This is a genomic window from Candidatus Hakubella thermalkaliphila (genome assembly GCF_013281975.1).
In the GTDB taxonomy this organism is placed as follows: domain Bacteria; phylum Actinomycetota; class Humimicrobiia; order Hakubellales; family Hakubellaceae; genus Hakubella; species Hakubella thermalkaliphila.
Genome location: NZ_BLRZ01000065.1, coordinates 1 through 11,077 on the forward strand (window position 1 = coordinate 1; position 11,077 = coordinate 11,077).

Sequence of the window (11,077 nt, forward strand, 5' to 3'; positions counted from 1 at the left end):
ATCGACTGCCGGGTATAACTACGTTGCCAAACTGGGAATTGCAACGGTGGGACTTGCACCCACAGGGTCAGAAGATAGCTTCGCTGCACGGGCTTCATCCCTTCACTTGCGTTGCGGCCTGGTATCTCCTTTCCCCTGGCGTCATACAGTTCGTTACCTCCCTGCATGCAGGGTTCCATACGGGAGCGGTGGCTGGCCTTTATCCCGGCAGGATTTTCACCTGCTGAATCGTCCGAGCTTTACCCGGCGCACTAATATTTCTTTCCTCCTTCCAGGTTGCTTAGAAAATAGGTTCCCGATTTTCATCGTTCCAGGGTGCCCTGAATTCACTATTTGAAAAACCCCTCATAATGCCTCATGAGAAGCTGGGACTCCAGTTGTTTCATGGTTTCCAGAGCCACACCGACCACAATCAAAAGCGAAATACCCCCGAAGCGGAAGGGCACGTCCATATATCCATAAAATAACTCCGGCAAGATGGCTATTGAGGCCAGAAATATAGAGCCAGGGAGAGTTATGCGGTTCAAGATCTTCCCCAGAAAGCCAGCAGTCGGTCTTCCGGGCCGGATGCCGGGGATAAAACCACCATATTTCTTGAAGTTGTCCGCAATATCGGTGGGGTTGAAAACTACTGCCGAATAGAAATAGGTAAAGATAATGATCAGAACGGAATAAAGCCCAATGTAAACCGGGTTGATCACATTCCCTGGCCCAGGCGCAGGAGAAAGCATATCCGCAATAACTTGCGTCAGACCCCCGGGAAAGAATTGGGCTATCATGGCTGGAAAGAGAAGCACCGAAGAGGCAAATATGACGGGAATGACTCCAGCCTGGTTCACTTTAAGAGGAATGTAGGTACCCCTTCCCCCGTAGACCCGTCTACCCCTGATCTGTTTAGCATACTGAACAGTAATTCTCCTCTCGCCCTGCTGGATCATTATGACACCCACTACTACCGCCAGGGCAATAATACCTATCAAACCGATACGGAAGATGTTGATCTCCCCTAGTCGCACCATCTGAATGATGGCCCCCGGCATCTCAGAAATAATACTGGTAAAGATAAGAAGGGATATTCCATTTCCTATCCCAAATTGAGTAATCAGCTCACCCAGCCACATGATCAAAGTAGTCCCGGAAGTCAGGGTGACGATAATCAGAAAAATATAGGGCCAGGTATGGTCAACCATCGCTTCTCGGAAAAAGAAGACCATGCCCGTGGATTGAAGCAGAGCCAAACCCACAGTCATATAGCGGGCTATCTGCTGGATTTTTCTTCTTCCGGTCTCTCCCTCTTTGGCCCACTCTTCCAGCCTGGGAATGACCATCTGTAGAAGCTGCATAATGATGGTGGCGGTTATATAAGGCATAATACCCAAAGAAAAGACTGCAAATCTGGCCAGAGCGCCCCCACTGAAAAGATCAAGAAAGCCCAGAATTCCACCCTGGAAAAGATCTTTTATTATGGAAAGATCGATACCCGGGACAGGTATGGCCGCTCCTAACCTGTAAATGACCAGGATAGCCAGGGTAAAAAGAACTTTGTTCCTGAGCTCCCTGATTACGAAGATATTACGAATTATCTGAAACATCAGATCACCTCGGTGCTTCCCCTTGCGGTCTCGATCTTTTCCACAGCCTTCTGGCTGAAGCCATGCGCTTTGACCACCAAACTTTTGCTTAGATCTCCATTACCCAGAATTTTGATGGGCAGTCCTTTCTTTCTGATCAGACCTTTAGCCAGAAGCTCCTCTTCTCCTACTACCGAGTTGGCCTCAAATACCTCCAGCTCTCCCACGTTGATAACTGTGAACCGGGTGGGAGAAAGACTCTTGAAACCCCGCAAATGGGGCACCCTTCTCTGGAGAGGCATCTGGCCACCTTCAAACCCCAATCTTACTTTTCCTCCAGATCTTTGCTTCAGGCCTTTATGTCCTCTTCCACTGGTCTTGCCATGCCCAGATCCTCTTCCCCTTCCTACTCTTTTTTCAGGTTTTGCTGCCCCTTCTGCAACTGGCAAATTATGTAACTGCATACTGCTTCTCCATCAATTTTCCATTTTCTCTACTTCCACCAGATGTCTTACCGCCAAAACCATGCCCCGGATTTCTTGCCTATCATCATGAATTACCGTATGGTTAACTCTCCGAAGGCCCAGAGATCTGATGGTATTTCTGTGCCTTTGAGGGCTACCTATAAGGCTCTTTTTCTGAGTGATTCTTAACTTGCCCAACCTCACCACCTATGTATCTGAGGTGATCGCGCTCGTACTTCTCAACTCCTGCACTTCATCCGCGTTTTTCAGCGATTTCAAGCCCTGAACAGTCGCCCTGACCACATTCAGGGCATTAGAGCTTCCCAGAGATTTGGTCAAAACATCTTTCACGCCAGCCAGCTCCAGAACCGCCCGGACCGGCCCACCGGCAATAACGCCCGTTCCAGGTCCAGCCGGCTTTAATAAGACCAGACCTGCTCCGGCATGACCAACTATCTCATGAGGTATAGTGGTTCCCACCAGAGGTACCTGAAAAAGGTCCTTCCTGGCTTTGTTAGCAGCCTTCTGGATGGCGCCGGAAACCTCGTTGGCCTTACCGAAACCTACTCCCACCTGGCCACGTCCATCCCCCACCGCTACCAGGGCGCTGAAACTAAACCTTCGGCCACCTTTAACCACTTTGGCTACCCGATTAATGCTGATTATTTTTTCTTCAAGCTCCCTTTCCTGGAACTTTGCCTCAGCCACCCAAACCTCCCCTAAACCTAAAATTTAAGTCCTTCCGCCCTGGCGCCTTCGGCCAAAGATTTCACCCGCCCGTGAAACAGGAAACCTCCTCGATCAAATACTACCTCAGTTATCTTTTGAGAGAGTGCCTTTCGGGCTACGTCACGGCCAACCAGTTCAGCTACTCCCTTTTTATCCAGCTCTTCTCGATTCAGGAATAACTCCCGATACACCGAGGCAGAACCGGCCAGGGTCCTGCCACCGATGTCGTCGATTATCTGAGCATATATATGGCGATTGCTCTTATAGACGCATAGTCTTGGTCTTTCCGGCGTACCCCGGATTTTCTTTCGCACCCGGAGATGCCTTCTCCCTCTAGCCTTCACTTTTTGCGCTATGCTCGCCACTTCGGTTGCCTCTCTAGCCATCAGGACAATCAGGCGCCAGTCTTGCCTGCTTTATGGCGGACGTACTCACCCAGATATCGAATGCCCTTCCCTTTGTAGGGTTCTGGCTTTCTAACTACCCTGATCTTGGCCGCCATATTCCCCACCTGTTGCCTGTCCATGCCTTTAACTATAACCGTAGTCGGATTGGGGACTTCGAAACTTATACCCTCCGGTTCCTCAAAAACTACCGGATGGGAATATCCAACGGATAGCTCCAGTCTGTTTCCACTTTTGGTAGCCCGGTAGCCCACCCCCCTGATCTCCAGAGTCTTGGAAAAACCATCACTGACCCCCACAACCATGTTGTTGATCAGACTTCTGTAAAGTCCATGGAGAGAGCGGTGTTTCAAAGAATCGGATTCTCTTTGTACCGCAACCTGGTCATTCTCCACCTTCACCGTTATACCTGGGGATAGCTCCATTTCTAGAACACCTCGAGGACCTCTGACTGATATTTTACCTTCCTCCACTGACACTTCCACACCTGGAAGTATGGGAATGGGTCTTCTACCTACTCTGGACAAGTTCCTCTCCTCTAAAGCTCAAAATTCCCTCTTACCACACGTAACAGATTACCTCTCCCCCCATTCCGGCGGATCTGGCCTGGTCTCCTGTAACAAGACCTCTGGGGGTGGACAATATGGCTATGCCCAGACCACCCAGAACTTTGGGGATATCATTCTTCCTGATATAAACTCTTCTTCCTGGCTTACTTATCCTTCTAACTCCACTTATGGTTTTCTTTTTCCCTTTGCCGTACTTCAGGTATATCCTCAGAATATCCTGGGCTTCGTCCCGATGCACCTCATATCTGGCCACATATCCTTCCCCCCGAAGTATCCTGACTATCTCTTCTTTTATCCGGGAGGAGGGTACATCCACATATTCATGATAAGCCTTGTTGGCATTCCTCAATCTGGTTAACATATCGGCGATGGGGTCGGTCATGGTCATCCTATTTCCCTCCCAAACTACCAACTTGCTTTCTTAAGGCCTGGAATCTCTCCCTGGTGAGCCATTTGCCGCAAACAGATCCGGCAAAGCCCGAACTGACGAAAATAGCCCCTGGGCCTGCCGCATCTCTGGCAGCGAAAGTACTTTCTCACTTTGTATCTGGGGGTTCTTTTAGCCTTAGCAATAAGAGACTTTTTAGCCAATCCTTGCCTCCTGAACTTATTAATCTACATCTATCTCCGAAAGGGAAAGCCCAATTTGCTCAAAAGAGAAAAGGCCTCCTCGTCGGTTCTGGCGGTAGTAACAATGGTGATATCCATACCCTGGATCGCCTCGACGGCATCATAATCAATCTCCGGAAAGATAAGCTGCTCGTTAACTCCAAGATTATAACTTCCTCGGCCATCAAAAGAGTTTCTGGAAAGACCGCGAAAATCCCTGATTCTGGGCAAGGCTACCGAGAGAAGCCGATCCAGGAACTCGTACATCCTCTGTCCGTGCAGGGTGGCCTTGCATCCTACAGGCATGCCTGCTCTTATCTTAAAACCGGCGATGGATTTCTGGGCCTTTCTGACCACTGGCTTTTGGCCGGTTATGAGAGATAGACCCCGCACTGCTCCGTCCAGTAACTTTATGTTCTGGGCAGCCTGGCCAACACCCATGTTTACAACTACTTTTTCAACTCTGGGCACCTCCATTACATTTTGGTAAGAAAACTCTTTCATCATCTCAGGCACAACCTCTCGGAGGTATTTCTCTTTAAGCCTGGGTACTACTTTTTCCTGCACTGTCACCAGCTTATCCTCCCAACTCACAGGCCACTCAAGACTTCCTTTAAATCCTTTGTCTTAATTCGACAGGAAGCCTTTATATCTCTTACCACCCGACTTAGAACTTTCCTTCTAAATACTTTGGCCACATTTTTTACAAACTCTGACTTTGTCTCCTGACTCCAAAACTTGCCTACCGATCCTGGTCACCTTGTTGCAGGAGGGACAAACTAGCATGACATTCGATAAGTGGATTGGCCCTTCCTTCTCGATAATTCCACCCGGCTGAGTCTGTTTTCTTTGCTTCATATGCCTTTTGAGCACATTTATGCGCTCTACCACGATCCGCTCTTTTTGAGGCAAGACCCGAAGTATCTTACCTTCTTTACCGGAATCTTTCCCGGTCAGAATCTTGACTTTGTCCCCTTTTTTCAGTTTAATTTTCGACCTGCTCATAGTTACCTTCTCAGATAAACTTTCTTAATAACTTCTTAGATAACCTCAGGAGAAAGGGAGACGATCTTCATGTACTTTTTCTCCCTCAGCTCTCTGGCTACCGGTCCGAATATTCTGGTACCCCGGGGGTTGTTTTGCTCATTGATAATGACCGCGGCGTTCTCGTCAAAGCGGATGTAGGATCCATCCTTTCTTCGGTACTCCTTCTTAGTTCGCACCACCACTGCCCTGACCACTTCTCCCTTTTTGACCACCCCTCCGGGGATTGCTGATTTTACCGTACCGACTATAACATCACCCACCGCGGCATATCGTCGACCAGACCCTCCCAAAACCCGAATGTACATTATCTCCTTGGCCCCCGTATTATCAGCAACCTTCAATCTGCTATAGGCCTGAATCATCTATGGTCTCCCCGCTCAACACTGCCTTGATCTCACTCTGTCCGTTTGATAATCTCCATGACTCTCCATCTCTTGGTCTTACTGAGAGGTCTGGTCTCCATAATAGAGACCTCATCTCCGACACGGCATTCATTCTCCTGGTCATGGACTTTGAACTTCTTAGTTCTCTTGACGATCTTCCCGTAAAAAGGGTGACGAAAATGAGATTCGATATCCACAACTACTGTCTTATCCATGCTGGCACTGACCACTTTACCGACTCTTATTTTCCGTTTTCCCCTCACTCTTTCACACCCCTTTTCCTGGCCAGAGAAGAACCTCTCCGACTCTGGTCTTTACAGAAGACCTTGCCCTAATTGGAGTCAGGTCTGGTCACTTTCCAGGGCTATGCTTGACGCCTTAAGCCCAGCTCCCTTTCTCTTCTTACCGTCTCTATTCTGGCAATTTCCTTTTTAGTCTCACCGATTTTAGCAAAATTATCCAATTGACCAGTGGCCAACTGAAATCTCAGATTGAAAAGAGTTTTTTTAGCTTCAGCCAGCCTGACTGTTATCTCCTCATCAGTCAATTCTCTCAACTCTGGCGCTTTCACCACACTACTCACCACCCATATCATCCAGAGACACAAACTTGCACTTTATAGGAAGCTTGTGAGAAGCCAATCTCACGGCTTCTCGGGCTGTTTCCTTAGGAACTCCTGTTAGCTCAAAAAGGATGCGACCAGGTTTTACTACAGCCACCCAGTGGGCAGGAGCACCCTTGCCGCTCCCCATTCTGGTCTCTGCGGGCTTTTCAGTCACCGGCTTGTGAGGAAAAATATTGATCCATACTTTGCCGCCCCGCTTGATGAATCTGGTCATGGCCACTCTGGCAGATTCAATCTGTCGGTTGGTTATCCAGGCCGGCTCCAGGGCCTGCAGGCCATAGTCTCCAAAAGATAGTCTGTTCCCCCTGCTGGCGCGGCCTTTCATTCTTCCTCTCTGCTCTTTTCGGTGTTTAACCCGCTTCGGCATCAGCATATTGGTCTAATTCCTCTCTGGCTTGATGGCAGACTCTTCCTGGTGATCCATGCAGGTTCTTTCTCAATCTCCTGCAGTCTCCGCAGCAGCTCTCTGGACCGCTTCCTCGCTTGACGCCAGAACATCTAAATATACCCACACCTTTACTCCTATGCATCCGAAAGTAGTGCGAGCCAGATAGAAGCCATAGTCAATATTGGCCCTCAGAGTATGAAGGGGAACTCTGCCCTCTCGATACCACTCAGTTCTGGCCATCTCCGCCCCGGCTAATCTCCCTCCACAGGAGACTTTTATCCCTTTGGCTCCAGCGCGCATAGCGGCGGAGACAGCTTTTTTCATGGCTTTCCGGTAGGAAACCCGGTTCTCTAACTGTTGGGCGATACTCTGGGCCACTAATCTGGCATCCAGCTCTGGCGTTTTGACCTCCTGGATATTGATCTGGGCCACCTTGTGAGTCATATCTTCGATATACTTTCTGATCTCGTTTATGCTGGACCCCTTCTTGCCAATAACGATGCCTGGCCTGGCACTAAAGATATCTATTTTAAGCTTATCAGACGCTCTTTCAATTTCTATTTTAGAAACGGCCGCGTTACTGAGATTTTGCTCCAGATAGTTTCTGATCTCCATGTCTTCTTTGAGATAATCGGCATAGGCGGAAGAGCTAAACCATTTTGATTTCCAATCATTAATAATGCCTATGCGCATTCCCACAGGATTGACCTTCTGCCCCAACTCTAGCTTTCTCCTTTCTCCGCGACACAGACTGTAACATGGCTGCTCCTCTTTCTGATTCTGGTAGCTCTGCCCCTGGCCCGGGGGCGAAATCTCTTCAAAGTGGGTCCTTCGTCCACATATACCCTGGAAATATACAGTTTAAGCTCATCCATCTTGTGGTTTTCGGTAGCATTGGCTACAGCTGATGCCAGCACTTTTCTGACTACTCTGGAGGCACCTCGCCGGGTGAACCTGAGAATGTTCATGGCTTCATCCACCTTTTTGCCCCGAACCAGATCCACCACGTAGCGAACTTTGTGAGGCGACATGCGTATGTATCTGGCTACTGCTCTGGCCTCTCCCATGATCCCCCTCCAGCCTATTTCAGTGCCGAAGACCTCTCAGTATGATGACCATGCGTTCTGAAGGTCCTGGTGGGGGCAAACTCTCCCAGTTTATGTCCCACCGTGGCCTCAGAAATAAAGATGGGAATATGTTTCCTCCCATCATGCACGGCAATAGTGTGCCCTACCATGTCGGGAATGATGGTACAATCCCGAGCCCAGGTCCTGATAACTCGCTTTTCGTTTCTCTCATTGAGCTTCCGGATCTTGTTAACAAGTTTTAGATCCAGATAAGGCCCTTTCTTGGTAGATCTGGACATCTTCTCACCTGCTTATTTCCCTCTTCTTCGAATAATCATTTTGTTCGATTTAGCCTTCCTCCTGGTACGATAACCTCGGGTGGGCTTGCCCCAGGGAGTCATGGGATGCCCACCGGATTTGGATTTCCCCTCTCCTCCCCCATGAGGGTGGTCAATGGGATTCATGGCTGCTCCCCGCGTGGTGGGTCTTATGCCCAGCCATCTTTTCCGCCCCGCTTTGCCTATAGAAATGATCTTATGCTCCACATTTCCCACTTCTCCTACAGTAGCCCGGCAATCAAGGCCAACCAACCTGATCTCCCCCGAGGGCAGCCGCAGATGAGCATACTTACCTTCTTTGGCTACCACCTGGAGCGAGCAACCAGCAGACCTGGCCATCTGCCCGCCTTTCCCAGGAGTCAGTTCCACATTATGAACTACGGTACCCGTGGGTATGTTCTTAAGGGGAAGGCTGTTACCCGGCCTTATATCCACCCTTTCTCCCGAAATCACCCGGTTGCCTACTTCCAGACCGTTGGGCGTAATTATATACCGTTTCTCTCCATCCAGGTAGTGAAGGAGAGCCAGACGGGCCGAACGATTAGGATCATATTCGATGGCCGCCACTTTGGCTTCAATACCATCCTTGTCTCTTTTGAAATCCACGATCCGGTAGGCCCGCTTGTGACCTCCCCCCCGATGTCTCACCGTAATCCGCCCGTATACATTCCTGCCCCCACTTTTTTTTAGGGGAGCAGTTAAAGAGCGCTCCGGCTCATCTTTAGTGATCTCCTCAAAGGTCGAGGCTGTAGCAAATCTTCGACCCGGCGAGGTAGGTTTATGTTTCTTTATACCCACTTAATCCCCCTGAGTCCCTATCTAGACGTTTTCGAAGAACTCGATCTTATCTCCCTTTCTCAAGGTGACGGTAGCCTTCTTGTAACCAGGCCTATATCCTGTGATCCGTGCTCTTCTTCTGGCCCTGGTGATAGGCTTTGGTTTGGCATTAGCTACACTTACGTCCAGAGCCTTAACTTTAAAAATCTCCTCAACCGCTCTCTTAATCTCAGTCTTGTTGGCATCAGAGGCTACCACAAAGGTATACCTGTTCTCCTTGGCCATAGTATAACTCTTCTCGGAAATGACCGGCCTCAAAACTATGTCTCGAGGATCCTTCATCGGCACACCTCTATCACCGTATCCAGAAGATGTTGTGGTATTACGACCATATCACAGTTCACAATGTCGTACGTATTCAGAGTGGGGGGCAAAATTATCCTTACATAATTAAGATTCCGGAAAGAACTCAAGGCGTTTCTATCCTGAGGATCCAGAATGAGAAGAACTTTCCCCCTGGCGCTGATCCGCTCCAGAAACTCCCTGGCCCGCCTGGTGCTGGGAGTATCAAATTTCCAACCCTCCACGATCACAATCTTGCTCTGTCGAGCCTTATCTGTGAGAGCCATAAGCCTGGCCCTGGTCTTTTTTTTCCTGGGTATGGCATAGGAAAAATCCCTGGGTGTAGGACCAAAAACAGTACCGCCCCCTCTCCAAAGGGGAGAGCGAATAGATCCTGCTCTGGCCCGACCAGTACCTTTCTGTCTCCATGGCTTGATGCCTCCACCACTGACAGCACTCCTGTTTTTAGTGGAAGCCGTACCCTGACGCTGAGATGCCTGATAGTTCTTGATCACTTCCTGCATCAGAACTTCGTTAATATCCACGGAAAAGATCTCTTCTGCCAGCTCAAGATCTGAAACTTTCTGACCCTCCATATCTACCACTCTGGCCAACACCATCGCCTTCTCCCGCTATCTCTTCTTCCGGTCCTCTTGAATCAAAACCCAACCACCTTTTGGGCCGGGGGTGCTCCCTTTAAGAAGGATGAGATTTTTCTCCTGATCTACTCGCACCACCTTTGATCCCCTGGTCGTAACTCTTTGCCCACCCATGCGTCCAGGCAATCTTTTGCCCTTGTCCACCCGGGAAGGAAAGGAGCTGGCGCCAATGGAGCCTGGCGCTCTGTGAAACATGGAGCCGTGAGTGCCGGGTCCGCCATGGAATCCATACCTCTTGACCACGCCAGCAAATCCCTTGCCCCGAGAGACTCCAGTCACCTTGACCGACTCTCCTTCCTCCAGGACAGAGACCTTTATCTCCTGCCCTAACTCATATCCGTTAAGTTCCTCTACTCTGATCTCGGCCAGATACCTGGTCGCCTTAACCCCTGCTTTTTGGAAATGCCCTTTCCGAGGCGAGGTCAGTTTCCTCTCCTTGACCTCCCCATATCCAATCTGCACCGCATCATATCCGTCTTTGTCTTTGCTCTTCAACTGAGTTATGACACAGGGCTCAGCCTTGACCACGGTCACCGGCACCACGTCACCGCTGGCGTCGAACACCTGAGTCATTCCCAGCTTTGTTCCAAAGATCGCTTTTACCATCCTGGATCCCTTGATTCTGTTGAGTTACCCTATTCTTTACAGTTTTATCTCTATATCGACCCCTGCCGGCAGACTGATTCTCATTAGAGAATCTACTGTCTTTGGAGTAGGATCGAAGATATCGATCAACCTTTTATGAGTCTTTATCTCAAAATGTTCCCGGGAATCCTTGTCTACATGAGGAGAACGAATCACGCAATAAAGACTCCTCTGGGTAGGCAGGGGAACCGGGCCTGAGACCCGGGCTCCGGACTCGACCACTGTCTCCACTATTTTCTTAGCCGACTTATCCACTACTTTGTGATCGTAGGCCTTTAGTCGAATTCTGATCTTTTGGGCTCCTTTTGCCACTGATCATTCTCCTATTCCAATATCTTGATATTCTCCCTCGAAAATAACGCAATTTTCATGCGACGTGGTGCGCCGCGGTGCATGGGCGATTCCCTATTCCAATATCTTAATCACATTACCTGCTCCCACGGTATGGCCACCCTCCCGG

General features: G+C 49.4%; 22 protein-coding genes. All 22 read right to left on the reverse strand.

Annotated elements, in window-relative coordinates; genetic code table 11:
- Nucleotides 1-329: 329 nt before the first annotated feature.
- The 22 genes from secY to rpsJ all read right to left on the reverse strand — a co-directional run bounded on the left by secY (nucleotide 330) and on the right by rpsJ (nucleotide 10,929).
- Nucleotides 330-1,592, reverse strand: coding sequence for a preprotein translocase subunit SecY (gene secY / locus HW443_RS06950; RefSeq protein ID WP_176235402.1), 1,263 nt, complete (start codon nucleotides 1,590-1,592; stop codon nucleotides 330-332).
- Entirely contained in the window at nucleotides 1,592-2,035 is a 444-nt protein-coding gene (rplO, locus tag HW443_RS06955; RefSeq protein WP_176235401.1) for a 50S ribosomal protein L15, read from the reverse strand. Before rplO ends, secY begins: the two co-directional genes overlap by 1 nt.
- A 12-nt stretch (nucleotides 2,036-2,047) precedes the next feature.
- A complete protein-coding gene (gene rpmD / locus HW443_RS06960) occupies nucleotides 2,048-2,233 on the reverse strand; it encodes a 50S ribosomal protein L30 (RefSeq protein WP_176229629.1) in 186 nt (61 codons plus the stop codon).
- A gap of 9 nt (nucleotides 2,234-2,242) precedes the next feature.
- Nucleotides 2,243-2,743, reverse strand: a complete 501-nt coding sequence (gene rpsE, locus HW443_RS06965) for a 30S ribosomal protein S5 (RefSeq protein ID WP_176235400.1) — start codon at nucleotides 2,741-2,743, stop codon at nucleotides 2,243-2,245.
- Between the two features lie 17 nt (nucleotides 2,744-2,760).
- Entirely contained in the window at nucleotides 2,761-3,150 is a 390-nt protein-coding gene (gene rplR / locus HW443_RS06970) for a 50S ribosomal protein L18 (RefSeq protein ID WP_176229627.1), read from the reverse strand.
- Nucleotides 3,151-3,158: 8 nt separating this feature from the next.
- Complete coding sequence (rplF, locus tag HW443_RS06975) at nucleotides 3,159-3,695, reverse strand: 50S ribosomal protein L6 (RefSeq protein ID WP_176235399.1); 537 nt, start codon at nucleotides 3,693-3,695, stop codon at nucleotides 3,159-3,161.
- Nucleotides 3,696-3,726: 31 nt separating this feature from the next.
- Nucleotides 3,727-4,125, reverse strand: a complete 399-nt coding sequence (gene rpsH, locus HW443_RS06980) for a 30S ribosomal protein S8 (protein WP_176235398.1) — start codon at nucleotides 4,123-4,125, stop codon at nucleotides 3,727-3,729.
- 17 nt (nucleotides 4,126-4,142) lie between these two features.
- Nucleotides 4,143-4,328 carry a type Z 30S ribosomal protein S14 gene (locus tag HW443_RS06985; RefSeq protein ID WP_176235397.1) on the reverse strand — a complete coding sequence of 62 codons (186 nt, stop codon included), beginning with the start codon at nucleotides 4,326-4,328 and terminating at the stop codon, nucleotides 4,143-4,145.
- A gap of 30 nt (nucleotides 4,329-4,358) precedes the next feature.
- A complete protein-coding gene (gene rplE, locus HW443_RS06990; RefSeq protein WP_176235404.1) occupies nucleotides 4,359-4,913 on the reverse strand; it encodes a 50S ribosomal protein L5 in 555 nt (184 codons plus the stop codon).
- A 114-nt stretch (nucleotides 4,914-5,027) separates the two neighbouring features.
- On the reverse strand, nucleotides 5,028-5,351 hold the full coding sequence (rplX, locus tag HW443_RS06995) for a 50S ribosomal protein L24 (RefSeq protein WP_176235396.1): 324 nt from the start codon (nucleotides 5,349-5,351) through the stop codon (nucleotides 5,028-5,030).
- A 35-nt stretch (nucleotides 5,352-5,386) separates the two neighbouring features.
- Nucleotides 5,387-5,755 (reverse strand): 50S ribosomal protein L14, encoded by a 369-nt coding sequence (rplN, locus tag HW443_RS07000; RefSeq protein WP_176235395.1) that lies wholly within the window; start codon nucleotides 5,753-5,755, stop codon nucleotides 5,387-5,389.
- A gap of 32 nt (nucleotides 5,756-5,787) precedes the next feature.
- The gene (gene rpsQ / locus HW443_RS07005; protein WP_258189804.1) at nucleotides 5,788-6,039 is read right to left on the reverse strand and encodes a 30S ribosomal protein S17; all 252 of its coding nucleotides are present in this window, start codon (nucleotides 6,037-6,039) and stop codon (nucleotides 5,788-5,790) included.
- A gap of 101 nt (nucleotides 6,040-6,140) precedes the next feature.
- On the reverse strand, nucleotides 6,141-6,347 hold the full coding sequence (gene rpmC / locus HW443_RS07010; RefSeq protein ID WP_176229635.1) for a 50S ribosomal protein L29: 207 nt from the start codon (nucleotides 6,345-6,347) through the stop codon (nucleotides 6,141-6,143).
- Between the two features lie 4 nt (nucleotides 6,348-6,351).
- On the reverse strand, nucleotides 6,352-6,774 hold the full coding sequence (gene rplP, locus HW443_RS07015) for a 50S ribosomal protein L16 (RefSeq protein ID WP_176235393.1): 423 nt from the start codon (nucleotides 6,772-6,774) through the stop codon (nucleotides 6,352-6,354).
- A 63-nt stretch (nucleotides 6,775-6,837) separates the two neighbouring features.
- Nucleotides 6,838-7,509: a 30S ribosomal protein S3 gene (gene rpsC / locus HW443_RS07020; protein WP_176235392.1), complete on the reverse strand. Its 672-nt coding sequence runs from the start codon at nucleotides 7,507-7,509 to the stop codon at nucleotides 6,838-6,840.
- A 2-nt stretch (nucleotides 7,510-7,511) separates the two neighbouring features.
- A complete protein-coding gene (gene rplV, locus HW443_RS07025) occupies nucleotides 7,512-7,856 on the reverse strand; it encodes a 50S ribosomal protein L22 (RefSeq protein ID WP_176235391.1) in 345 nt (114 codons plus the stop codon).
- Between the two features lie 14 nt (nucleotides 7,857-7,870).
- On the reverse strand, nucleotides 7,871-8,155 hold the full coding sequence (gene rpsS, locus HW443_RS07030) for a 30S ribosomal protein S19 (protein ID WP_176235390.1): 285 nt from the start codon (nucleotides 8,153-8,155) through the stop codon (nucleotides 7,871-7,873).
- A gap of 12 nt (nucleotides 8,156-8,167) precedes the next feature.
- Complete coding sequence (gene rplB, locus HW443_RS07035) at nucleotides 8,168-8,992, reverse strand: 50S ribosomal protein L2 (protein WP_176235389.1); 825 nt, start codon at nucleotides 8,990-8,992, stop codon at nucleotides 8,168-8,170.
- A gap of 21 nt (nucleotides 8,993-9,013) precedes the next feature.
- Entirely contained in the window at nucleotides 9,014-9,313 is a 300-nt protein-coding gene (rplW, locus tag HW443_RS07040) for a 50S ribosomal protein L23 (protein ID WP_176235388.1), read from the reverse strand.
- Entirely contained in the window at nucleotides 9,310-9,933 is a 624-nt protein-coding gene (gene rplD / locus HW443_RS07045; protein WP_176235387.1) for a 50S ribosomal protein L4, read from the reverse strand. The genes rplW and rplD overlap by 4 nt, the downstream gene beginning before the upstream one ends.
- Before the next feature lie 12 nt (nucleotides 9,934-9,945).
- Nucleotides 9,946-10,578 carry a 50S ribosomal protein L3 gene (gene rplC / locus HW443_RS07050; RefSeq protein WP_176235386.1) on the reverse strand — a complete coding sequence of 211 codons (633 nt, stop codon included), beginning with the start codon at nucleotides 10,576-10,578 and terminating at the stop codon, nucleotides 9,946-9,948.
- A gap of 36 nt (nucleotides 10,579-10,614) precedes the next feature.
- Entirely contained in the window at nucleotides 10,615-10,929 is a 315-nt protein-coding gene (rpsJ, locus tag HW443_RS07055) for a 30S ribosomal protein S10 (protein WP_176235385.1), read from the reverse strand.
- Nucleotides 10,930-11,077: the final 148 nt, after the last annotated feature.

Excerpts from the sequence above, each read along its gene's own strand:
- rplP (WP_176235393.1), bottom strand. The coding sequence starts at position 6,774 with ATGCTGATGCCGAAGCGGGTTAAACACCGAAAAGAGCAGAGAGGAAGA.
- rplX (WP_176235396.1), bottom strand. The coding sequence starts at position 5,351 with ATGAGCAGGTCGAAAATTAAACTGAAAAAAGGGGACAAAGTCAAGATT.
- rplR (WP_176229627.1), bottom strand. The coding sequence starts at position 3,150 with ATGGCTAGAGAGGCAACCGAAGTGGCGAGCATAGCGCAAAAAGTGAAG.
- rplW (WP_176235388.1), bottom strand. The coding sequence starts at position 9,313 with ATGAAGGATCCTCGAGACATAGTTTTGAGGCCGGTCATTTCCGAGAAG.
- rplN (WP_176235395.1), bottom strand. The coding sequence starts at position 5,755 with ATGATTCAGGCCTATAGCAGATTGAAGGTTGCTGATAATACGGGGGCC.
- secY (WP_176235402.1), bottom strand. The coding sequence starts at position 1,592 with ATGTTTCAGATAATTCGTAATATCTTCGTAATCAGGGAGCTCAGGAAC.
- rplO (WP_176235401.1), bottom strand. The coding sequence starts at position 2,035 with ATGCAGTTACATAATTTGCCAGTTGCAGAAGGGGCAGCAAAACCTGAA.
- rplC (WP_176235386.1), bottom strand. The coding sequence starts at position 10,578 with ATGGTAAAAGCGATCTTTGGAACAAAGCTGGGAATGACTCAGGTGTTC.
- rpsH (WP_176235398.1), bottom strand. The coding sequence starts at position 4,125 with ATGACCATGACCGACCCCATCGCCGATATGTTAACCAGATTGAGGAAT.
- rpsS (WP_176235390.1), bottom strand. The coding sequence starts at position 8,155 with ATGTCCAGATCTACCAAGAAAGGGCCTTATCTGGATCTAAAACTTGTT.
- rplD (WP_176235387.1), bottom strand. The coding sequence starts at position 9,933 with ATGGTGTTGGCCAGAGTGGTAGATATGGAGGGTCAGAAAGTTTCAGAT.
- rplV (WP_176235391.1), bottom strand. The coding sequence starts at position 7,856 with ATGGGAGAGGCCAGAGCAGTAGCCAGATACATACGCATGTCGCCTCAC.